This window comes from Bacillus sp. FSL W7-1085, assembly GCF_038595035.1.
Classification (GTDB): Bacteria; Bacillota; Bacilli; order Bacillales; family Bacillaceae; genus Bacillus; species Bacillus altitudinis.
The window spans coordinates 1,046,785-1,068,877 of record NZ_CP152000.1 but is presented as its reverse complement, the minus strand read 5'-3'; the positions used below and the strand labels follow the sequence as shown (position 1 = coordinate 1,068,877).

The 22,093-nt window shown below is 40.9% G+C and carries 20 protein-coding genes; 9 read left to right on the top strand and 11 right to left on the bottom strand.

The annotated features are described in order from the left end of the window. Positions 1–43 precede the first annotated feature (43 nt). Positions 44–1,885: an asparagine synthase (glutamine-hydrolyzing) gene (asnB, locus tag MKY11_RS05350; protein WP_024720029.1), complete on the bottom strand. Its 1,842-nt coding sequence runs from the start codon at positions 1,883–1,885 to the stop codon at positions 44–46. Positions 1,886–2,040: 155 nt separating this feature from the next. Between asnB and MKY11_RS05345 the strand changes: the two genes are divergently transcribed. Next, positions 2,041–2,568 carry a DUF2777 family protein gene (locus tag MKY11_RS05345; RefSeq protein ID WP_342501915.1) on the top strand — a complete coding sequence of 176 codons (528 nt, stop codon included), beginning with the start codon at positions 2,041–2,043 and terminating at the stop codon, positions 2,566–2,568. A 93-nt stretch (positions 2,569–2,661) separates the two neighbouring features. Here MKY11_RS05345 and MKY11_RS05340 read toward each other — a convergent pair whose 3' ends face one another. The 5 genes from MKY11_RS05340 to MKY11_RS05320 all read right to left on the bottom strand — a co-directional run bounded on the left by MKY11_RS05340 (position 2,662) and on the right by MKY11_RS05320 (position 5,499). Next, entirely contained in the window at positions 2,662–2,799 is a 138-nt protein-coding gene (locus MKY11_RS05340) for a hypothetical protein (RefSeq protein WP_341015593.1), read from the bottom strand. 172 nt (positions 2,800–2,971) lie between these two features. Then, positions 2,972–3,694 (bottom strand): hypothetical protein, encoded by a 723-nt coding sequence (locus MKY11_RS05335; RefSeq protein ID WP_341015591.1) that lies wholly within the window; start codon positions 3,692–3,694, stop codon positions 2,972–2,974. A gap of 62 nt (positions 3,695–3,756) precedes the next feature. Beyond that, positions 3,757–3,978: a hypothetical protein gene (locus MKY11_RS05330; RefSeq protein WP_341015589.1), complete on the bottom strand. Its 222-nt coding sequence runs from the start codon at positions 3,976–3,978 to the stop codon at positions 3,757–3,759. Positions 3,979–4,133: 155 nt separating this feature from the next. Beyond that, complete coding sequence (locus tag MKY11_RS05325; RefSeq protein ID WP_007499115.1) at positions 4,134–4,502, bottom strand: YisL family protein; 369 nt, start codon at positions 4,500–4,502, stop codon at positions 4,134–4,136. 91 nt (positions 4,503–4,593) lie between these two features. Then, a complete protein-coding gene (locus MKY11_RS05320; RefSeq protein ID WP_342501914.1) occupies positions 4,594–5,499 on the bottom strand; it encodes a fumarylacetoacetate hydrolase family protein in 906 nt (301 codons plus the stop codon). A gap of 906 nt (positions 5,500–6,405) precedes the next feature. On the opposite strand from MKY11_RS05320, the gene MKY11_RS05315 reads away from it, so the two are divergent. The 8 genes from MKY11_RS05315 to MKY11_RS05280 all read left to right on the top strand — a co-directional run bounded on the left by MKY11_RS05315 (position 6,406) and on the right by MKY11_RS05280 (position 9,875). Next, a complete protein-coding gene (locus MKY11_RS05315; protein WP_277519199.1) occupies positions 6,406–7,500 on the top strand; it encodes a CotH kinase family protein in 1,095 nt (364 codons plus the stop codon). A gap of 122 nt (positions 7,501–7,622) precedes the next feature. Further along, positions 7,623–7,784, top strand: a complete 162-nt coding sequence (locus tag MKY11_RS05310) for an aspartyl-phosphate phosphatase Spo0E family protein (RefSeq protein ID WP_008348605.1) — start codon at positions 7,623–7,625, stop codon at positions 7,782–7,784. 127 nt (positions 7,785–7,911) lie between these two features. Next, positions 7,912–8,133, top strand: coding sequence for a spore germination protein (locus MKY11_RS05305; RefSeq protein ID WP_003211745.1), 222 nt, complete (start codon positions 7,912–7,914; stop codon positions 8,131–8,133). Positions 8,134–8,147: 14 nt separating this feature from the next. Further along, the gene (locus tag MKY11_RS05300; protein WP_035392485.1) at positions 8,148–8,381 is read left to right on the top strand and encodes a spore germination protein GerPB; all 234 of its coding nucleotides are present in this window, start codon (positions 8,148–8,150) and stop codon (positions 8,379–8,381) included. Positions 8,382–8,412: 31 nt separating this feature from the next. Next, positions 8,413–9,027 carry a spore germination protein GerPC gene (locus MKY11_RS05295; RefSeq protein ID WP_008348607.1) on the top strand — a complete coding sequence of 205 codons (615 nt, stop codon included), beginning with the start codon at positions 8,413–8,415 and terminating at the stop codon, positions 9,025–9,027. Then, a complete protein-coding gene (locus tag MKY11_RS05290) occupies positions 9,024–9,200 on the top strand; it encodes a germination protein GerPD (RefSeq protein ID WP_003210893.1) in 177 nt (58 codons plus the stop codon). The genes MKY11_RS05295 and MKY11_RS05290 overlap by 4 nt, the downstream gene beginning before the upstream one ends. After that, the gene (locus MKY11_RS05285; protein ID WP_008348609.1) at positions 9,200–9,634 is read left to right on the top strand and encodes a spore germination protein GerPE; all 435 of its coding nucleotides are present in this window, start codon (positions 9,200–9,202) and stop codon (positions 9,632–9,634) included. Before MKY11_RS05290 ends, MKY11_RS05285 begins: the two co-directional genes overlap by 1 nt. A gap of 22 nt (positions 9,635–9,656) precedes the next feature. Beyond that, on the top strand, positions 9,657–9,875 hold the full coding sequence (locus MKY11_RS05280; RefSeq protein WP_003211468.1) for a spore germination protein: 219 nt from the start codon (positions 9,657–9,659) through the stop codon (positions 9,873–9,875). 47 nt (positions 9,876–9,922) lie between these two features. Here the strand turns inward: MKY11_RS05280 and MKY11_RS05275 are convergent, their stop codons facing one another. From MKY11_RS05275 to addB, 5 genes are read right to left on the bottom strand one after another with little or no spacing between them, the layout of a single operon-like run. Next, positions 9,923–10,222 (bottom strand): HNH endonuclease, encoded by a 300-nt coding sequence (locus MKY11_RS05275; protein WP_217816402.1) that lies wholly within the window; start codon positions 10,220–10,222, stop codon positions 9,923–9,925. Between the two features lie 17 nt (positions 10,223–10,239). Continuing rightward, entirely contained in the window at positions 10,240–13,635 is a 3,396-nt protein-coding gene (gene sbcC, locus MKY11_RS05270; RefSeq protein ID WP_342501913.1) for an exonuclease subunit SbcC, read from the bottom strand. Then, positions 13,632–14,807 (bottom strand): exonuclease subunit SbcD, encoded by a 1,176-nt coding sequence (sbcD, locus tag MKY11_RS05265; RefSeq protein WP_056705134.1) that lies wholly within the window; start codon positions 14,805–14,807, stop codon positions 13,632–13,634. The genes sbcC and sbcD overlap by 4 nt, the downstream gene beginning before the upstream one ends. A gap of 25 nt (positions 14,808–14,832) precedes the next feature. Then, positions 14,833–18,537 (bottom strand): helicase-exonuclease AddAB subunit AddA, encoded by a 3,705-nt coding sequence (gene addA / locus MKY11_RS05260; protein ID WP_342501912.1) that lies wholly within the window; start codon positions 18,535–18,537, stop codon positions 14,833–14,835. After that, complete coding sequence (gene addB, locus MKY11_RS05255; protein ID WP_342501911.1) at positions 18,515–22,024, bottom strand: helicase-exonuclease AddAB subunit AddB; 3,510 nt, start codon at positions 22,022–22,024, stop codon at positions 18,515–18,517. The genes addA and addB overlap by 23 nt, the downstream gene beginning before the upstream one ends. Between the last annotated feature and the right edge of the window lie 69 nt (positions 22,025–22,093).

Below are 22,093 nucleotides of genomic sequence, written 5' to 3'. Positions count from 1 at the left end.
AAGCCGACTTCCTTTCAACAAGTGCAAGAAAGCCGACCCTTTGTTATGCTTCTATATCAATTCGATATGTTTCAAACCAATGATGAATCTGTGCCAAATGGGCAATGAGCTGTGGGCCTTTCATTAACTGACCATACCAAGGAACCTGGAAAGAAGCCCCTTCTGTTTCAATCAGCTGTTTTAATTGATGTGGATCTAAAAATTCATGAAGCACAGAATCCTTTTGCGCGAGACAATCTGTTAACATCTCTTTTACCGCCTGAGTATAAGCAGGATGATGTGTTTTCGGATAAGGGCTCTTCTTGCGATAAAGCACTTCATTCGGTAAAATTCCCTCTAATGCTTTTCTCAAAACCCCTTTTTCCCGATTTCCATACATTTTCATTTCCCAAGGAATATTCCATACATACTCAACAAGACGATGATCTGCGAATGGAACACGTACCTCAAGGCTCGCCCCCATGCTCATACGATCTTTTCGATCCAGCAGTGTTGTCATAAACCAAATCATATTTAAGTAAAAAAGTTCTCTTCGGGCTTTATCTACTCCAGTTTCCCCATCTAAAAGAGGGGTTTCTGCCACGGTTTCTTCATATTTGCTTTGCGCATATTCCTTCAGTGATAATTTCTTTTGCCATGAGTCTTGAAGAAGCTGAATGCGTGCTTCCGTTGATCTCATCCACGGAAATCCATTGGTTTCGCTTGCCATGTGAAACCATGGGTAACCTCCAAAAATTTCATCTGCACATTCACCTGATAAACCAACAACAAAATCCTTTTTAATTTCTCGGCAGAACCATAGTAAGGAAGAATCAATATCTGCCATCCCCGGCAAATCTCGCACTTCAACCGCTTCTTTCAAATAAGAAGCCAGCTCTTTTTGCCCAATGATACAGCTATGATGATTCGTTTGAAACGCTTTGGTCATTCGATCAATCCACGGGCCGTCAGCATTCGGCTGAAATTGACTTGCTTCAAAGAATTGATCATTTCCGTCGTAATCAACGGAATACGTATGCAGCGGGGCTTTCCCTATTTTCTCAAAGTGCTTGGCGGCAATGGCCGTAATGGCACTAGAATCCACACCGCCCGATAAAAACGTACATACAGGCACATCAGAGACGAGTTGTCTTGTAACAGCATCCGTAAAGAGTTCCTTCACGTGCTGAGCGGTGTCATCAAGCGAATCTGTATGCTGCTTGCTTTTGACATTCCAGTACCTCCACACACGCAAACCATCTTTTGAAAAGGTTAGGGCATGAGCAGGTCTCAGCTCTTTCACCCCTTTAAATACGCCTTGCCCTGGTGTTCTAGACGGCCCTAAACCAAAGATTTCTGATAACCCTTCATGATCCACTTTGGCTTTCATTTCAGGATGAGCTAGAAGTGCTTTGATTTCTGAGCCAAACAAAAAGGAATGATGACGTTCTGTATAGAAAAATGGCTTGACACCGAGCCGGTCTCTCGCTGCAAATAATAATTCACGCTCACTATCCCAAATGACAAATGCAAAAATTCCATTAAAATGGGTCACACACTCTTCCTTCCATTCTGTATAGGCGTGAAGAAGAACCTCTGTATCAGAATGCCCAAGAAAGCGGTGCCCTCTTTTGAATAATTCTTTTCGTATATCCTCCGTGTTATAGAGTTCTCCATTGTATACCACCGTATAATCATGGTGTTGATGGGTATATGTCATCGGCTGCTTTCCGCCTTCAACATCGACAACGGCTAACCGTTTATGGCCGAAAAGAACGTGCTCACTTTTCCACGTATTTGTATCATCCGGCCCTCGTTTAGATAATGTATCTGTCATTTGATTGATTACATGATCCTGTTGGATGAGCTGCTTTTTAAAGTCTGCCCAGCCTGTTATTCCACACATCATCATCAGCTCCCATCCGTTTTTCATCAAGTGTTCTCATTTAGCCTTTCTTAGTTTATGCATCGGCTCCTTGATAGTTGATTTGTCCTTTTTCCCCCTGTGTATAGGACAAGCTTCATTTGGTAAGAAAAGAAAGAGGAAAGGAGGTTTTGCGAATGGAGAACCGAATGACATATCTTCAGCAAAACCACCCAAAATGGTGTAACGGGTACTTACTGATGGAAAACGGTCATTGTCTGATTGAAGACGAAGAAGGAGACATCATGCTGCCTGAAAGCCTTCAAAGTTCTATGATCTGTTTGAAAGAAAAGGAGCGATGGACAAAAGGAGAATTGCTCGGGTCTGTCGTTCTTTGTGAGAATGGGAAGTTGATGGAGGTAAAAGGCGGTGAACGCATTCAATATCCAGCGTCTCTTTCTAAAGGGTGGCTTGATTTGCTTCTGTTCGTACCGGAAAGCGTCTTTTATCAGATCATTGACTATGTAGAACAGCTTGGCTTTTCCGTCTATGATTGTGTCTTCTCTTCCTTCCACCCTTCTCATCGCGTGTCTTTTTTTCAGTTTTCAGGAGACATGCAATCACTTGCCCTTCAATGCCACCATCATTCGGGTACAAATCAAGTTCAATTGGAATGGACGACTTCTGATGGTCACCGGCTGATGTCTCAGTTTGATCTCACATAAAAAGGGCACTGCTTTTTGTTTGAATCAATAGGCTTTGGATGTAGTGAATGAGTCAACTCCTTAATGCTCACTTTCGTTCCGCTTACCATTGACTCATTCCGTATGTTTTTCACTCCATTTTTTAAACAGTAACGCTCTTCTTGTTTTTCCTTTTTGTGGTATGTTAGTTTTGCCGTTTCTGTCACTTCTTCTCATTTCCCATAAATCCATCACATGAATTTCGATCGTCATCACATTCATCTCCACAGTGAACGGATTCTATCACAAAAATATTCAATAAAACGAAGTATTAAAAATAAAAAAATGGTTGCGGACACCGCAACCAAAAATAAATTTCTTAATGATTCTCTAACACGAAATCAATGAATTATAAATCTGAAAGCACAAACACACAAATCATACTTTATTTTTTCTTATACACAAAATAAAATACTCCATTAGCATTACCATCTGATAATCTTTTAGGTATACGAACATACCCTTTTTTATTTGTTTTAAAGCATCCCATACCTCGACTATAACATTGTTGGAAATATCCATCTCTTCTAATCTTATATGGTTTAAATGCTACATATCCTTTTTGCCCTTTTTTTAAGTTGAAAGTAAAAGAATTTGTAGTAGCCTTTACCTCTGTATACGTAATATTTAAAGATTGACTTATAGCACTTTTTTCAGCTTTTGTAGCTGTACCATATGTAACAGCTATAGACCTACTAAAAGAAACCCCATGACCTAATGAACATGTAGAAGCTGTACAATTAATATCTGCTGACACTTTTACTGGATCTCCAACATAAGAAGTAGATTTTGTTGGAACAAACTTTAAATAAGACCAAACTGTATCTCTTGTTCCCATTTTAGGTTCTTCATTCTCTACAACACTTGATAAATCATCTTCTGATTCATGTTTTAAATCCAAAGCTTTATACTCTTCTTTTGTTAACTCAATCAATTGACCTGTATCCGATAATGTAAATGCATTTACAAATGCATCAAACTCAGGAGAATAAAATTTTTCATCATCATTAATAGTAACTTCTGAATCTAACTCTTTAGCCTGAGTAACACCACTAATTCCAAAACAAAACATTAATAATGCTACAGCAAAAAATTTAAAGATTTTCATTCAATTACACACCCTATAATTAGATTTAAACAAACCCAATTATACCATAAAATATGGGTAATTTATTGTTTTTTTGAAAATTTACCAAATAAAAACACCGATAAAAACAATATACCTAAAACAAAACAGACAATTGCATAGTTTGAAAGTCCATATTCTTCGATTGTTTTAATACCAACACCATAAACTGATTCAAGAATAGCTGTAAAAACCTTATTTAAAAATAATAAAAAAACACCTAACAAAAAAGATATTCCACTTAACATCATAAATACTGGATTCATTCTACATCGCTCCTCTTATTCTCTTTCCTTTATCTTCAACTCAGAAATTGTAAAACAATAAATGTTAACTTTCCATAGAAAACACTATTTTTAGTAGTTAAGTAACAAAATTAAAAATACAAAAGCAGACTCTAATAAGCAATGCTCTTTTTATCTTAAAAGATATGGAAACCGATCGGCAGACGTAAGCCGAGAAGAATGGTCACAATAGCAACCACAATAAAACCAATGAATACACCCGTCACCGATTTTCCTTTTTTCTTGCGTACAAGGACCATTTCCATGAAACCAATCACAAGAATACCAAGTATCATTTTTCCAACATACTCGCCCCCGTAACCCGGGATTTTCATTCCTGTGCGAACATACAGCTCTACACCCGTTGCAATAATAATCAAGTAAAATAGGCGTACGATCATATGCACAATTTTAGCGCCTTTATCGTTTTTACCTGCTAATGCAAAGGCAACGAAAAATAAAATAATACCTAGCACCCACGCTGTAATATGTAAATGTGTTCCCATTTGTGATTTCCCCCTTTATCAGAACAATTATCTTCTCATCGTACCACGAAATAAGTCGAACACAAAGCGACAATCCTGTGTCAACACGCCTTTATTTGACGCGATTTGATAACGTCCCAATTGGTTCAATTGTTACTTCAACCTGATCGCCTGAGGCTAAAAATTTTGGCGGTTCAAAACCTTTGCCGACTCCAGAAGGTGTACCTGTTGCAATGATGTCTCCCGCTTCCAGCGTCATCCCTTTTGAAAGAGTTGACACAATGTCTTCAATTGGGAAGATCATTAATTCCGTACTGGCAGACTGACGAACCTCTCCGTTTACCTTTGTTTCCACATGGAGTGCTCCATGATCCTCGATCACTGACTTGTGAACGATATAAGGTCCCATTGGACAAGTTGTATCTAAGCTTTTTCCGATGAAAAATTGTTTGTGTTTTTTCTGCAAATCTCTTGCCGTTATATCATTTAAAATGGTGTAACCGAAAATGTAATCGTGGACCTCTTCAGGAGCAATATTCTTTCCTGTTTTGCCAATGACAATGGCAAGCTCCCCTTCGTAATCCAATTCACTTGTCACATCTTCATGGAGAAGAATGTCCGCTTCCTGCCCTACAACAGAGGTAGGCGCCTTTGTAAAGATCATCACGTCTTTAGGAATATCTGCCGCACTTCCCATTTCCATGACGTGATCTTGATAGTTTTTCCCAACACACATGATGTTTTTCGTTGGTTTTGGAATCGGTGCATGGAGTGTCACGTCCGAAAGCGGATAGACATAAGAGCCGCGGTCTTCTTCTTTTTTCTCCGCCCAATCAAGAAGCTGTTTGACGTGTTCGACAAACTTGTCCCCCATGTTGATGCATTCAAATAAAGAGTTTGGCAATGTTTCTAGCTCAAATAGTTTTGCTTCTGCCTTTTTGACGTCCATCACCCATTCATCATCAATGACGACCCCGATAAACAATCTGTTATGTATCTCACCTGTAAAAAACTTCATGTCTTCCCCTCACAATCTTCATTTCAATACATTATGATGTCTCATTTTTATTTCTCTACGAAATAAAAAAAACCCTTTTTTATCATACTCTCTTTTAAAAAGGGTTTCAAAAATGAAGACCTGACATTTAGCGGTAGCGTCGATACTCCCACATATTCCCTTGATCCCATTTACGATCAACATTTCCTTGATGGCGGGAATGATGTTTTTTCTTTCCGCATCTTCGGCAAGAGTGACTTCGTTTATGGTGATGAGAACGTTTAGATCGATGGCTGCGATGTGATTTGCGGCAGCTTTTCTTATGAGATCTGTATTTGCTGCGGCATGATTTTTTTGGTTTACTCTTTTTACTGCGGTATGACTTTTTGCTTTTATACGACTTTTTGCTTTTGCATGATTTCTTGCTTCTATACGACTTTTTGCTTTTGCATGGTTTCTCGCTCTTTACACTTTTCTTTGAGCAGCGACTTTTTTTAGAGCGATAGCTTTTTTTAGAACGATAGCTTTTATGGCTTTTTTTGCTGCGATGTGACTTACGGCAGCCTCCTCCACCAAAGAACCAGTGACGGCGATTTGAATGACGAGAACGAGATGATTTGTGCGAATGTCCCGATTCTGGTTCACGATCTAAGTGTTGATCACGCCCCTCACTTCGAAGTGAATCAACTGCATGTTCAATATGCGAATGATCAAATGTGCTCACGAACAATTCCCCTCCCAAACTGTGCTCTGACAAAACAAACAGACAAAGCTGTTTATCTTCTCTGCTTTATGTTACGAGACTCGGTAGACAAGTGTTCTTGGCGAATGCCTCTTTCTTAGAAAACTCCATGAATACCTACCAGCAGGTACAGGACATTCCTTCATTTTCATATAGTGGAAGAGATATAGGAGGGTGATGAACGCATGGACACAGAACCTTTAAAACAACTGGATATCTGGATTCATCCAAAAGATCTCATGGAATTAAAAAAGGACATATGGAACGATGAACCCGTCGAGGCCATTCTGAAAACCGGCCAAACCAAGTCACATATTTATGCCTCATACCGAGGATCACACATCCGAAAGCTCAAGAAAAAATCCTATCAAATTGAATATCGAAAACCAAAGCAAAGACAGGGCGAATCCCTTTTTCACTTAAATGCAGAGTACAATGATCCTTCTTTCATTCGCAACAGGCTGTCTTTTTATTTCTTTGAACAAATGGGTGTGTTCAGCCCGACCGCTTCTCATGTGTTTCTTACTATTAATGGAAGAAAAGAAGGCATTTATTTAAAAATAGAATCTGTAGATGAGCTGTTCCTCCAAAAACGACAGCTGCATGGAGGCGGCATTTATTATGCTGTAGATGATGACGCCAATTTCTCTCTTTTAAGTTCATTTGATAAAAAGCCAAAAAAACATCTTCTTCTCGGTTATGAGAAAAAAACGGGAACTCCTGAACACGACAAGCAGCTGAGTGAATTTATTTACTTTTTGAACACCGCAAGGGACGACACGTTTGCAAATAAGATTGAGCAGTACCTTGATGTAACACAATATTTCCGCTGGCTCATTGGTGTCGTGTGTACCCAAAATTTTGATGGCTTTGTTCATAACTATGCGCTTTATGTGAATGATCAAGGAAGGTTTCAAGTAATGCCTTGGGATTATGATGCGACTTGGGGTCGTGATATTCACGGAGAAGAAATGGCGTTTGATTATATTCCAGTCAGCGGTTTCAATACATTAACCGCTAGATTGCTAGACATCCCTGCATTTAAAAGAGACTATTATGCCCTTTTCCAGCACGTACTAGATACACATTTTTTAGAAAAACGGCTTCTCCCCATCATTGAGTCATGGCATGCTTCGATTGAGCAGCGAATTGGAGATGATCCATATACGAAAAACCGACAAGACATGCTGCGTTCAGAGCGAGAATTAATCCGACAGTATATCAACAAAAGACGACGTTATTTACAAACTGAGATTAAAAAAGAGACATCGCGCCTGTAAAGACACTTTCGAATTTTGTCACTTTAGTTCTCATATTGACGAAAGAGCTTTTTTTATAGAAAAATAGGGTATACTAACCATATCCTTCTATTTGATAAAAAATGTGAGAGTTGGCGTCCGTTATGATCAATTATGAAATTGAACAAAAAAGATTACATTTGATTGAGACCGCAAAAAAATTCGGAATGAATGCCGAAGAAACCATCAGGTGCAGTCAAGAGCTTGACACACTCTTAAATAAAGGCATCAAAACCACCTCTAAAGAATGCTCGAATAAAGGGTAAACCATACACTTCATTCCTCTCATCAAAGTTCTTCAAAAAGACAATCACATATTAAAAGACCCATCATAAGCTATGGTGAAACGCCCAAAAACGAAGTGCCCTATTTTTCTAAAGGATGTGCACCGCTATGCCGGCTATTGTTGGAGCCTTTAAAGTAAATGCCGTCGGAACGAGCGGAGTCGTTCATGTTGGAGACTGCATCACCATTTCTCCAAATAGTCAGGTTAAAACGTTTGCCGGCGCAGGCAGTTTTAACACTGGTGATCAATTACGCATTAGCAACTATAAAAGTGTGACAAATACGTATGATAGTGATGTCATTGATCAACCGCTTGTTGGTAACTTGTAAGGAGTGAGAATCCATTGAACTTCTATATTAATCAAGCGATACAAATTAATTACTTACGTGTGGAGTCTGTGAGTAACTCATCCGTTCTGCAAATCGGCAGTGCTGGATCAATCAAGGCACTCTCCAATCTGTATAACACTGGAAGCTATGTAGAGTCAGCACCTGCCGCAGCAGGCACACAAGGAATTGAAGAGTCTCAAGGCGCAAGCACGGCACCTTTTGTACCGCTTCAGTCACCAACAACATAAGTTCATCTGCAATCCCCGGAGGTGTATGCATATGTATGACTATCAAAACAGCGCTTCACAAATGTATGGCATCATTCAAAAGCAAACACAGCAAATCATGATGCTTGAAAAAAGGCTTAACGAGCTTCAGCAGGAAATGCAAATGATCAAAGATAAACCGACAACAACGATTGAACGGATTGATTATCAATTTGATCAACTGAAAATCGAGCGGCTGGAAGGCACATTAAATATCGGCCTCAATCCATCTGATCCAAATAGTGTTCAAAATTTTGAAGTGGGCCAAACAACAACCCCGGGAATTGGAATGATGCAGCAAGAAATGGCTGATCAATTTTTCAATCAAACACGCCAGCTTGTCGATGCATTCTTAAATGAAGAAGCACCGCAGCTTCTTGAAGAACTAGAGCAGCGATACGAAGGCTCGCTTGATGAAAGCAACAAACACCATATCATTGAGGACATTCGAAAACAAATAGACAGCAGAATCAAATATTATGCGGGGCAGCTGCCACAAAGGGAAGATATGACCCCGCTTCAACGTTCCGAGCAAATTGCTGAATACGTGAAACATGATGTCAAACGGGCAATCGAGCACTTTTTAGCCCATATTCCAAATGAAACGAAAGGAGAGGAAAACGGATGAATTTCACAGTCGTCAACCGCAACATCGAAACTGGAAGCATTAAAGTAGTTGGGGTATCGTCCTCTTCCCTATTTATTATCGGGGACACGGACCATGTACAACTGTCATCGATTTTCGATACACCGCCAGAATCATTAATTATTGGCCCGTTTGTTCCTCTAGCCCCTCGATAATGATTAAGCGCACATCTCAAGTGAAGTTCTCGAAGGTGAATTCTGTCGGGATTGCAAGTGTTGTTCAAATTGGTGATACACAAGAGCTATGTCCGAACGTAAAGGTGTTAGCTGTTCAGAGAACCATTAGTTTATTTTATGGAAATGAAGCTGAAAACCTAGATGCAAAAGAATTTGAAGTGTATTATGAGCCGATCCCATTGATGCTGCCAGAACGAGCGGTTAGAACGGCCTTTTATCATGAAAAGCCTCTCATTAAAGTGTCGTCCATTCATGTAGAAGGGGTCTCTTCCTCCTCTATCTATCAAATTGGCTCTACATGCGGAATAAATGCCGTTGCGCGAGTGAAGCATATTCGAGAGTTATTTAGCAACAATGACGAACATCCGCCAAACTCACAATTGGACCTACCTGCGCATATGATGGTGATATGACTTCGAATAAAGGATGTCGATTATGCCAGCAATTGTCGGACCCATTTACATTAACTCGATTTCTGGGGGCGTCGTAAACGTCGGTGACTCATTTTATCTTTCGCCTAAAAGTTCTTCAAAATCTGCTTTAGGCTCTGGAGCGGGGAATACCGGAGATTTCTTGATTTTAAATAATGGCATTAGCGCCACCAACTATGTGGATCCTGACTTAAATGATCAGAATATGGTAGGCAATGCATAAAGCGGCTCCTCTACACTCAGTTCATTTAGAGGAGCGCTTTTTTATGCTTATTTCTTTCTGCGTTGTCTTGATTTCTTTGTCTTGACCAGCTTGCTTGCCGGCTGCTTTCTAATCCATTTGATGTACGGAACAAGCTTTTCATCTTGTCTTAGGGCATCCAGCGTATTCAAACGTGCGGCAAGCTCCTGGTTTGTATAAAGAGCATGTACCTGTTTATGGCAAGGGATACACAGGAAGGCAGTCGGTAGAAAGGTCCCTCCTTCTTCTCTTGGCGTTAAGTGATGTTCTGTAAGGACGACCTCTTGTCTTCCGCACAGCTCGCATAATCCAATCGTTTGCTTTGCCATCCTGAGATCACCTCACTTTACATTAATTCCATCGAGACTGTTGTTCCTTTCCCACTTGGATCTGCTGGGTGGACAATCAGTTTCTTAGGCAGTCTCATCTTTAATTCTTCCACATGGCTGATCACACCAACAGCCAAATTTTGAGATTGTAGCTTCTCTAATGCTGTAATCACCGTATCTAACAAGTCTTGATCGAGTGTACCAAATCCTTCATCTAAGAAGAAGAATTGCAGCGGGAACTCACCTCTCAGCTGAATTTGTGCAGACAGAGCAAGGGCAAGTGCTAAAGACGTCAGGAAAGTTTCTCCCCCAGACAAGCTGGATACCGGACGTCTGACACCTCCATTGGCATCATCCCGCATCACAAAACCGCCCTCTGAATCGACTTCAATGGCATACCTTTGTCTTGTCAAAATCCCAAGACGATGAGAAGCATCACGGCTGACACTTTCTAGCTGTTCTTCTGCTAGGAACTCAACAAATGTATTCCCTTTAAACACCGTTTGAAGCTTATCCAGCCGGTCAATTTCTTGCTGCAGTTCTTCAAGGCGTTCATGAATGCTTGCAAAGCGCTGATGGTTTGCTTCAATCACTCGCAGATGCTCCTGTGCAGATCCACTCAGCGCTGTCGCTTCTTCAAGCGCTTTTTCTGCCGCTTCTTTTTTTAGTTGAATGTCTGTCCACTCGTCTTCATCCAGCGACTCACCTTTTAACAGTTCAGAAATTCGCTTTAAGTTTGCTGCACATTGCTTTCTTTTATCCTCAAATTCTTCAATTTCCTGTTTGACTGTAAGACGTACAGATCGATCCATTAAAGCAGGTGCTATCTCCTGAGGATGATCAAAAGGAGTAGATGCTGTTTCTTTTTGCCACGCTTTCTCAGCTTCTTGTTTTCGCCGCTTCGCCTCTTGGAGCTGACGTTCACTGCTTGAGAAATGGCTTTGCGCCTCACTAAATAATTGCTGTGCATGCTTAAATTGCTCGTACGATTGCTGTTCTTTTTCATTTAGATGAACAAGAGATTGTTGAACTTCGTCCAGTTCATCAGAAAGAGAAGCGGCTTTTAAAGGATATCGCTGTAAATCTGTTTCATATTGATCGATCAGGTGTTGCTGGCTTCCCAGCTGATGCGCCAGCTTATCGAGTTCCTTCTCTAGATCGTATATAGCTGTTTGCAGATGCTCTTTTGCCTGCTGTTTTTCCTCTAGAAAAGAAATACTCTTCTCAATACGCTCTTGATAACCTTCCGCTTGTTGATCCTTTTCATCAATTTGTTGCTGCATTTCCTGCACTTGGTTGATTGTCAGGTGAGGAAAGGTTTGTTCAAATTGCGTCAGTTGTTCGGAAAGCTCAGATCGAAGCTCCTTGATCAGCATGTCTAGTTCTTGTATGCGCTGCTGCTCAAATGTCAGTTGGTCTTTTACTTTGCTCATTTCTGCCGCTTGATCATAAGTGACGTCCATTAAACGAGCTCGTTTGCTTTCGATTGCTTGAATATCTTGTTTTACGCCTTTCCATTCTTGAATCAGCTGGTGCAAAGACTGCGGATTCTGTACTGCTTCTACTGCTGCAGCTACTTCCGAATCGGGGGCTTTTTGAGATAAAAAGGAGAACTGTTTAACTAATTGATTGGCATGCGTTTCAAGCAGCTGCTTTGCAGCAAACATGTCTCTAGCATATTCCTCTGCCAGCTTGAGCTCTTTATCCATTTTTACAATCCATTCATCAATTTGGGCAACCGTTTCTTCATGGTCATTGTCTATCACAGCCTTTGGATCATGATGAATCGATCCACAAACAGGACATGGTTCACCGTCTACTAGCTCTGCCGCTAATTCTTTTCTTAATTCTGCCGATCTGACAACATCACGCTGTTTTAATTTTTCTTGTTTTTTGTCCTGCTCTTTATGACTCCATTCTGTAAGACCTCGTTCAAATTCACATACATAAAAATACAATTGCTCTATCGCTTGAAACGATTGATTTATTTTTTCATGATGATCTTTTTGCTGTTTTTGAAGCTTTTCATACGATTGTGTCGCCTGTGCTGAACGCTGTCTTAGCTCCTGAATCTTTTGTTCTTCCTTTTGAATGCTCACATTCATTCTTTGAACATTTTCACTGAAACGAAGTGCGTCTTGTACAAGTTTCCGCTCTTTGACAGAGACTTGTAATTGTTCCAGCTCATGCTTCAACTGTGTTTGTTTCGCAAGCGCACGCTCTAATAAAGATTGCACGTTTTCGGCTTCCGCTTTTTTTTGAGTCAATTGCTGCGCTTTTTCATTGTTTTGCTGCTCTAGCACGGCCTTTTCCTGAAGAGCTGTTTCTTTTTTTCGTTCAATTTCTTTTAATTGAATAAGCTGCTCTTTCTTTTGAAGAAGCTCTGGCTCATTTTCCATTTTCTTTTGCCGCGTTTGCTCATACTCCTGCGTCATTTGATCATAGATCGTTCGTTGATGAAGTAAATGTTTTTCTGCTTCCTGCTTCTCTTTTGATGCTTGAGAGAGCTGCTTTTCAGCCTTTGTTAATGCATCCGCATAAGGCTTTAATGTCTCTGCCTGCTCTGCAATGTGAAGTTGATTCTTTTTCTCTTCCATCGTGGATGCCAGTATATTAAGGTTGTTTTGTTCCTTCTCGTACGCTTCTTGTTCCTTTTGATACTGCCAGATGGCTTGCGCTTTTGTAAAAGCAGTGAACGCTTCGTCCCGTGTTTGTTTTTTCTCATGAAAAATAGCTTGCGCCTGCGCAGCTGCTTCTTTAGCTTTCGCTAATGCCTCTGGACCAGCTTCTCCTAATCCAGTCAGTTCAGCCAGCAGTTCGTTTTTCTGTCCATAGTGATTTTGAGCTTTTGCGCGTAAACGTTTGACGAGCTGATCACCATATTTCTCTAAATTAAACAAACGCTGCAGCATTTGGCGTCTGTCGGCTCCTTTCAATGAAAGGAATTCCGCAAACTTTCCTTGGGGTAAAACAACCGCTCTCGTAAAATCGTCAATGGTTAAACCAAGTAATTCTTCTATTTTACGATTGACCTCACTTGCTTTATCTGCAAGAACTGTCTGCGTATCACCAATTTCAATCAATCGGCATAACGTCGTTCTAACCTTCATTTCATCTGCCCGTTTAAAGGCACGTTCCACTTTATAAGAAATATGGTGTTCCCTTTGCAAAGCGAACGTAAAGGAGACAGACAGCTTTTCTTCAGCTTGGTTCAAAATACCATGCGTATTATTGAGTGCACGTTCGACCTTGCCATAGAGTGCGAGTGTCATGGCATCTAATATGGACGATTTTCCGCTTCCAGTCGGTCCAAAAATACCAAACACACCTGCATCACATAAGGAGCTAAAGTCAATGGTTTGCTCTTCTCTGAAGCTATGAAGTCCTTTAATGGTTAACGTGATCGGCTTCAATTCGCTTCCTCCTCTTGCATGTCATTGGCAAGCTCTAAAAATAGCTTGACGGTCTTTTCATCAGGTAGACCTCCACCTGTCTGACGCTCATAAAATTTCACGAACCGCTCTTCAATCGAGAGCTTTTCCACTTGTTTTTGTTCTTCTTTTTGCTGTAATTCTTTAAACTTTGGCCTAATATGGACAAATCCACTATGCTGTTTTCTAAGCTGATGAATTTGTTCGATCGACAGCTGATCTGTTAAGTGAATCTCTAAATCAATCCAGGCTTGAAGATCCCGCTTTTCATCCAGCCAACTGTGTACTTGGCTCAGCCCTTCAGTCGCCTTCCACTTCATAAGTGGTTTACCGCTTGATAAAAACACTTCTTTCCAGCTTGCTGTTTCATTCGGTTTTGCATCCACAATGGTGACTGATTTGGCGTAGCCTGCTTCAGAAAAGCTGTATGCAAGTGGAGATCCAGAATAGCGGGCAATCGTCTTGGCACGTTTAATGGTTTGGGGGCGATGCAAATGCCCCAATGCGACATAACAAGCCGCCTCAGGCAGACTTTCGGCCGCAACGGTATATGCGCCTCCCACTTCAATCGGCCTTTCCGAATCCGTTTGACTGCCACCTGCCACATAAATATGACTTGTTGCGATATTGACCGTATCCGCCTGAAATTGGCTGCTTAAATGTTGAAACATTTGTTGTATTTTTAAATTGTACTGATCACGAAGCAGTTTCTCTTCAAATGTTTCAGCCAGCACCTCGTTTAGCCTTGCTTCAGACGGGTAAGCGAGTGCTGCAATAGATAGACGTTCACTTGCAGAAGAAACATCGACATGAATTAAATCATTTGTCGGATATCCAATTAAATGAATCCCCTGCTCATTCGTTAAAGGAGATGCGGCTGATAAACGGTCTGGGTTATCATGGTTGCCAGAGATCACAACCACCTGACGCTTTCCTTTATCAGATAATGCAGACAAACTTTCATAAAAAAGCTGTTCTGCGCGAGCAGGAGGGTTCACTGTATCAAAGGCATCGCCTGCCATCACAATGACATCAATGTGTTCATCCTTGACGATGTGATTTAATTCATCTAAAAACTCAGCTTGCTCCTCAAGCCGGCTTCGGCCTTCAAGGGTTTTCCCTAGATGCCAATCCGCTGTATGCAGAATCCTCATGTGATTCACCTCTCATTCATTCCACCTATAAAGAAATTTCTAGATTTCCATCAAAGAAATAAAGGATTTTCTCCTCTAATGTTCTGTTTGTTAAACGTTCTACCGCTGCTGAATACAACGATATTTGCGTTTCATAGCGTTTTTTTAACATCGCTTCAGCTTCCTCTAATCCACCTGAGAATCTGCCAGTCACTCGATCTGTTTTATAATCAAGTAAATAGAGCTTGCCATCTGCTTCAAATAAACAATCAATCATTCCTTGAATGAGCACAGGTTCACCTTCTGTATCAATATGACTGTATACCTCTTTAACCGGTAAAACCATACTAAACGATACTTCTCGTTTCACCCAGTCCGCTTTCTGCAGTTTTTGACCAATAGCAGTAGAAAAGAAGGCCACAATTCCTTCTCGATTGATGGACTGAATTTGTTCATCTGTTAGTAAGTCTTTCTCTTTTAAAGAATGGAGCAGCTCTTCTACACGAGATTCATCATATGGTTCATTTGAAGGAAGAGGGATATGCTGCATGACTGTATGCATGGCCGTCCCTTGTTCTGCAGCTGTGAGTGTTTTTTTCTTCATAAAAGTCGGTCGTTCGTACAGTGTCGCATGAGCTTTTCGAATGGAAGAAGGCACACTGTATTCATCCTGTATTTCTTTCATTCTTTTGATCTCTGAAACTGACTGCTTTGTCCCTACTTGGGAGGCCGCTAAATATGGATAACGCCATGAAAGTCTTTCTTTTACTTCCTCCTCGTAATCGCCATATCCTTGAACAGGCACACCTTCCATTAATGCTTGTACCACTTCGTCTTGTTTTTGTTTTTCAAGTGACATGTCTTCTTGTAGAAGATCGGACGCTTGATGAAAGGTGATAGAAAATGATGATGGATGCAAGAGAACGACTTCTCTCGATTCTTCTAAAAGAGAAGACATCGCTTGATGACGGATAAGAGCAGGGCCAATAAAATCTAAGTATGTTCTCGCTTGATATCGTTCAAAATCAGGGAGGAGCCAGTCGTCTCCGTTTGCGGCATTTTGCCACTTGCTTAAAGCTTTCACTTGATTTTTGACAGAGCCGACTAAAAATAATTTTTCCTTTGCCCTTGTGAGCGCCACATATAGAACCCTCAGTTCTTCAGATAATAGTTCTTTTCTCATCTTTTTTTTCATCGCGATCAGCGGTAATGTTGCATAACTAATTCTCAGCTCAGGATGAATATATTTGCTGCCAAAACCTAATTCTTTATCAAGCAAGTAGGACTGGTTTAAATCCATCATGTTAAAGTTCCTGCCAAGTCCTGCAGTAAATACAACAGGGAATTCGAGTCCTTTACTGCTATGAATGGTCATCATGCGGACAACATCCTCTGTTTCACTGAACGTTTTTGCCGCTCCAAGATCATCTCCACGCTCTTGCATTCTTTCAATAAATCGAAGAAATCGAAACAGTCCTCTAAATGCAGCCTTTTCATACTGTTTCGCTCGATCATATAAAGCCCGAAGGTTTGCCTGTCTTTGCTTACCTCCTGGCATCCCGCCGACATAATCTAGATATTGTGTATCTCGGTACACTTCCCAAATCAGTTCTGCTACCGAATGCTGAATCGAAAAATCACGCCATTTGCGTAATTGAAGGAAGAATCGCTCCAGCTTTCTGCATGTCGGATGATCAGAGTGTGTCACACTCATAAATGCCTTCACAGCGTCATAATAAGTGCCTTTTTTATCACTGGTTCTAATCAGTGCCATCTCATTTTCGTCTAAATGAACAAGAGGTGACCTTAAAACAGCAGCGAGCGGAATATCTTGATATGGATTATCAATCACTTTTAACAAAGAAAGAATGACAGATACCTCTGTCGCTTCGAAATAGCCTGAGGAAAGATTCGCATAAACAGGGATTCCCTGCTTCTTCAACTCTTCCATCATTTGCGGAGCCCACGGCATTGAGCGAAGCAAGATCACAATGTCTCGATACTGCAAGTTGCGGGTCAGCTGCTGTTTTGCATCGTACACTTGAAAAGGCTGTTCTACCAATTCTTTTATTTTCTTTGCAATCACTCTCGCCTCAAATTGTACCGTCTCTAGCTCTTCTCGTTCTTCATCGCTTTCTGTGTCGTGCTGATCTAAATGAACAAGAAGCATTTCTGTCGTCGTGTCTTCGCTTTGCGGATAACTCGCTCCAAGCTTTAATTCAGCTTGTTCGTCATATTCAATTTCTCCAACTGTTTCTCCCATCAGCTGTTTGAACAGAAAGTTGGTACTGTCTAAAACATCAGCCCGGCTACGGAAGTTTTTATTTAGATCAATTCTTTTACCTGTTTCTTTGTTATCTGCTTTAAATTGTTTATATTTATTTAAAAAGAGCATCGGCTCTGCAAGTCTAAAGCGATAAATGGACTGCTTCACATCACCAACCATAAAGCGATTGCCTTCTGCCGGTTGTTTCCCTTTAGACACAAGCTTTAAAATCGTTTCTTGGACAAGATTTGTATCCTGGTATTCATCCACGAGTACTTCTTCAAATTGCTGTTGATAGTATTTAGCCGCTTCTGTTTCAATGAGATTTCCTTCTGCGTCCTGCTTCGCTAAAATGCGCAAACAATAATGTTCTAGATCCGAAAAGTCTACGATTGATTTTTCTTGTTTGGCTCTTTCGAAACGCTCTCCATATTGAATCACAAGCTCTACAAGTGTTTCTACAACTGGCTTCATTTCAGCCAAGCTTTTTAAATGCTGATCGGGACTGCGCATAAAGTATTCATCTTTTAGCTTTTCTAATTGTTTTTTGGCTTGATTGCGTGCATCTGTTGCTTTTTCTAACAGAGCTGGGTCATAGTCATCCCCTTTGCAAGTCTTTAATCTTTTAAAATTGATATTTGGCAAAAGCTCATAAAGTGTTCCAAAATCATCTTGATGCCTTATTAATTCATTTACTTGCTCTAAATCATCTATAAAATTCTCTGCTCTCGGTGCTGGACCGCCCGGCTCTTTTGATAAAGCGAGCGCTTGTTCCAGCAGTTCCTGGCAGCTTCTTAAAACGAGAGAAAGGTCCTCTTTGATATATGGATAAAAGGGTAATTCTTCTACCTTTGTCTGTGTATCCACATCATAAAGAGAAAGGAATGCCCGCATCCATTGTTCGGGCGCTGGATGTGATCTAGAAAACTCATAAATTCTTTTGACAAGCCATTGAAGATCTAAATCATGCCGATCAGATGTGTAACGATCAACGAGTTCAAAGAATGACGGCTTTCCAGCCTTATACTCATCCTCAAACAGTTCATCTAACACTTCATCTCCTAGTAATTCTCCTTCTGTTTGATCAGCCAAACGAAAACCTGGATCAAGGTCAATCTCATAATAAAAAGTGCGCAGAACTTGCAAACAAAAGGAGTGCAAGGTAGAAATATTGGCACGATTCATAAGTGACAGCTGTCTCCGCATATGAAGGGATCCAGGGTTTTTAGATAGTTCTTTTTCAAGTGCTTCAGTGATCCGATGCTTCATTTCTGCTGCTGAAGCATTGGTAAAAGTCACTACGAGCAGCCTATCCACATCAACTGGCTGCTCCGGCCGAGTCATTTTTCGAATGAGCCGTTCAACCAAGACCGCTGTTTTCCCTGACCCTGCCGCCGCAGCAACAAGAATATCTTGTCCTTCTGAAACGATGGCGTTCCATTGGTCATCTGTCCAAGTACTGTTATTCGGTTTTGGTATTTGCATACTGATCCCCTTCTTTTTTGATCCGGTCTAACATGACATCATCCTTCTCAGAGGTGAGCACCCTAAATTCATTATCTTCTATTGATTCATCAAATTGGCAAATAGACTTAAAGGAACAAAAGCGGCAAGGGGTTTGATCCTTTAATTTATATGGGTTTATCTCTACCTCACCGCTTGTAATTCTTTCTCCTGCCTCTTCAAAGGTTCGCCGAACGTGTTTTGTGAGAATGTGAAAATGATATTCACTTAATACCGCAGAGTCAGATCGGAAAGAACCATCCTTTTTCAAACCAGCTTGGATGACTTGTGATCTTCCTGATTCGAGTGTTTGATCCATCAACTTCACTGCTTCCACATCTTCGAGCAATAGACCCTTCATTTTAAATTTCTTCAATATTTCCTGCTCAATTGCATCCTCTGCGAGCGGAATAGGGGCTTGAATCAGCGGGTCATGAATATGGAAGTATAAAATTCCTGCCGGTGTCGCCTCCATGCCAAGCCATTCTTTAGAATACGTAATGGTTAGGTCTAAATAAGTGAGCATTTGCAAGGCTAAACCGTAGTAAACTTCTGCTAGATCAAGCCCCTTCTCACTGGACTTATAGTCGACAATTCTTAATAGAAGTCCTTTTGACCCTTCTGCTTTATCCACTCGGTCAATCCTTCCAACAAGCTCCATCGTGCAGCCATTTTTTAATTGAAAAGTAAACGGCGGCAGAGGTCCTTGACCTCCAAAACCTAACTCAAGTCCAACCGGAGAGAATCCGCTCACTTTTGCATGTTCGCTTAATATAGAAGACACCCTGATGAGGATTTTTTGAAGCTTTTCTTTTATATAAGCATGCCGATTAGAGCTTAATAAAATTTCTTTTTGCAGACGTGGAGCCAGCTGTTCAATTGCATGCCTTGAGTAGGTCACACAATCTTCCTTCGTTAAGTTTTTCCAATCCTTTTTTTGTTCAACAAGCGTATCTGAAATCAGTTTTAAAGCCGAGTGAAAGAGCTGACCGATATCAGGTGCTTCTAATTTGTAAAATTGTCGATCTTTTAGTTTTAGCCCGTGGGAAGCAAAATGAGAAAATGCACATGCATTGAATTTCTCCATTCTTGAAACACTGCCCTGAATATGGTCACCGTAAAGTTCTTTTGTGACATTCGGCTTTAAACGCTTCGCTCTATTGGTAAAGAACAAGCTGGACATGATTTTTTTTGATACGTCGCGGTTTGACGAGGTCATCAAATGATTATATACACTCCACCATACGCCGCTGATCGGATATTGATTGAGCCATTGTTGCAGCTGCGAAACGGTATAGGATAATGAGACATGCTCGTTTGTTACAAATTTTAATTGCTCCTGATCATCCAACTGCTCTGGATCTAACACATAGAGGGCTTGCTGATGGTTTGGCATCAGTTCCTCACAATACTTGATGAGGGTCGAAGGCAAAAGAGACCGCCCTTCCGTATCTGAAGCTGAATAGGATAAATACAGGTAGTGCGATGGACTGGACAGCGCTTGATATATCAAAAATTGTTCATCCAGCAGCCGTTCCTTCCCTGTCTCTGCCAGCTCTGCTCCTGCCCGTTTTAACCATTCCCGGTCGTCTTCAGACAATACACTTTCATCAGAGGGCCGTGCAGGTATAACTCCATCATTTACTCCAATGACAAACGTACACTTTACTTGATACATTCTGGATAAATCCATACTTCCGATAAACACTTGATCAAGTGAAGGGGGAATCAAAGCAAACTTGAGAGAGGACAGTCCTGTATCCATCATCTGTTGAAATAATGGAAATGAGAGCTCCTCCTCGCCCAGCATTTCAACAAATTCATCCATCAATTGAATGACAGCATCCCACACTTGCCCATGCTGCATCGCTTCAGCTAACCTGCCTGCTTCTTCTGCCTCAAGCCTTGCCTTTTCAAGCTTTTCTGGCACTTGGGCTTCTTCTAGAAAGACATACACTGCCTCCACCATGTCTCTTAGCTTTTGCGCTTTTTTCAATCTTTTTTGCAATTGAAAGAGAGGCGGAACAATCCATTCTTTTACATCATTCAGCATTTGCTCCATTTCTATTTCTTGATCGGTTTGTCCAAAATCTTCATCTAGTGATTGGAAGCGGCGATAATGAAATCGTGAACCATTCGTCCAGCGTTCACCTTTTACACCGTAAGCAATACAATAGTTTTCAAGCTGATCCGCCTGTTCTCTCGCTTTGTTTTTGGCGAGTTCAAGCGGAAATAAGAACTCCGTTTTCACACAGCGAAACACCGCCTCATACCGCCAGTTCCCTTTTATGACATCGAGGCTCGAACGAATGAACTCAATGAGCGGATGATACTGCATCGATTCATTTCCATCAATAAAGAAAGGAATATCATAATCTCGAAACACCTCTTTTAACGTATCTTTATAGTCGTCTACATGTCTTGCAACAATTGAGATGTCTCGTAACCTAAGACCTTCCCCTCTTACTAAATCAAGAATATCTCTCGCTACTCCCTCAATTTCAGCTCGTTTATTTGCACTTTTCGATATGGTAAGGTGAGGCGTTTCTTCTTGATACGGCTGCAAAGGTCTCTGTTCATATTGATTTTCTAAATAAGCTAGATCTGGGGTATGAAGATGCCGCTTATTTCTCTCCAAAATGTTCTCAGAAATAGCCGCTCCGCACTCTTTGGCCAGCTGATAAAGCTGGGAATATGTCTTACCTGTCATGCGAAATAAATCAAGTTCATTTGGCTGCGTGTCATGATAGGAACGATCCACTGTGAATGCAGCTGTTATTTTTTCGGCATGTAGCAAAAGCTGTTCAATGACAAGAAGCTGCTGGGGGGTAAACTGATAAAAACCATCTATATAAATGTGTGCCCCTCTCAATTCTTCTGATAAAGGAATTTGCTGAGTCAGAAGTGTCAAGTAATCCTCTGAGTGCACATACTCATCTTGCAGATGCTGCTCCATCTGCTGATAAAGAACATGAAGATCATGCAATTTTTCCGCCGCACGTCTTTCTTCTGTATACTCTGAATGCATGCTGGATGCCGAGATTTTTTCAATATCCTCCGGCATCATACAGTACCTTTTGAATTCAGCCATCGTCTTTTCTATTTGCTCAACAAATCCCGGTTTATCACTCGCCTTTTTGAATACCTTAAACTTGTCTTTCTGTTCTTCTATTACTTTTCTTAAGAGCATTTGGATCCCTGTGCTTGTGACAAATTGACGGTTCGCACCGCCAGTCTGCTGTAATATAGACCAGGCAAGCCGAGTAAAACTAAAGACTTTGGCCCTGATCATTCCACCAGCTTCAGACGTTTTTGCAAGCTCATATTCCATTAAAAATGTCATTTGATCCGGGACTAAAAAAATGATTGGCGGACCCAGCGGATCAAGCCGAAGTTGTTCTTTGATTTCTTCTAGAATTGCAGTCGTTTTTCCACTCCCCGATCTGCCTGCTAAAAACTGAATCTCCACATTCCACAACACCTTTCTTATGTACTCATATTCTAGCGAAAATAAAGGTAAATAGCTATTTTCCTATCA

Bases quoted from the DNA above. Each gene is read 5' to 3' on its own strand.
- MKY11_RS05325 (WP_007499115.1), bottom strand. From the start codon at position 4,502: ATGGGAACACATTTACATATTACAGCGTGGGTGCTAGGTATTATTTTA.
- MKY11_RS05290 (WP_003210893.1), top strand. From the start codon at position 9,024: ATGAATTTCACAGTCGTCAACCGCAACATCGAAACTGGAAGCATTAAA.
- MKY11_RS05315 (WP_277519199.1), top strand. From the start codon at position 6,406: ATGGACACAGAACCTTTAAAACAACTGGATATCTGGATTCATCCAAAA.
- MKY11_RS05335 (WP_341015591.1), bottom strand. From the start codon at position 3,694: ATGAAAATCTTTAAATTTTTTGCTGTAGCATTATTAATGTTTTGTTTT.
- sbcD (WP_056705134.1), bottom strand. From the start codon at position 14,807: ATGAGGATTCTGCATACAGCGGATTGGCATCTAGGGAAAACCCTTGAA.
- MKY11_RS05280 (WP_003211468.1), top strand. From the start codon at position 9,657: ATGCCAGCAATTGTCGGACCCATTTACATTAACTCGATTTCTGGGGGC.
- MKY11_RS05340 (WP_341015593.1), bottom strand. From the start codon at position 2,799: ATGACGATCGAAATTCATGTGATGGATTTATGGGAAATGAGAAGAAGT.
- asnB (WP_024720029.1), bottom strand. From the start codon at position 1,885: ATGTGTGGAATAACAGGCTGGGCAGACTTTAAAAAGCAGCTCATCCAA.
- addA (WP_342501912.1), bottom strand. From the start codon at position 18,537: ATGCAAATACCAAAACCGAATAACAGTACTTGGACAGATGACCAATGG.
- MKY11_RS05305 (WP_003211745.1), top strand. From the start codon at position 7,912: ATGCCGGCTATTGTTGGAGCCTTTAAAGTAAATGCCGTCGGAACGAGC.
- MKY11_RS05320 (WP_342501914.1), bottom strand. From the start codon at position 5,499: ATGAAGTTTTTTACAGGTGAGATACATAACAGATTGTTTATCGGGGTC.
- MKY11_RS05275 (WP_217816402.1), bottom strand. From the start codon at position 10,222: ATGGCAAAGCAAACGATTGGATTATGCGAGCTGTGCGGAAGACAAGAG.
- MKY11_RS05285 (WP_008348609.1), top strand. From the start codon at position 9,200: ATGATTAAGCGCACATCTCAAGTGAAGTTCTCGAAGGTGAATTCTGTC.
- MKY11_RS05295 (WP_008348607.1), top strand. From the start codon at position 8,413: ATGTATGACTATCAAAACAGCGCTTCACAAATGTATGGCATCATTCAA.
- MKY11_RS05310 (WP_008348605.1), top strand. From the start codon at position 7,623: ATGATCAATTATGAAATTGAACAAAAAAGATTACATTTGATTGAGACC.
- MKY11_RS05345 (WP_342501915.1), top strand. From the start codon at position 2,041: ATGGAGAACCGAATGACATATCTTCAGCAAAACCACCCAAAATGGTGT.
- MKY11_RS05330 (WP_341015589.1), bottom strand. From the start codon at position 3,978: ATGAATCCAGTATTTATGATGTTAAGTGGAATATCTTTTTTGTTAGGT.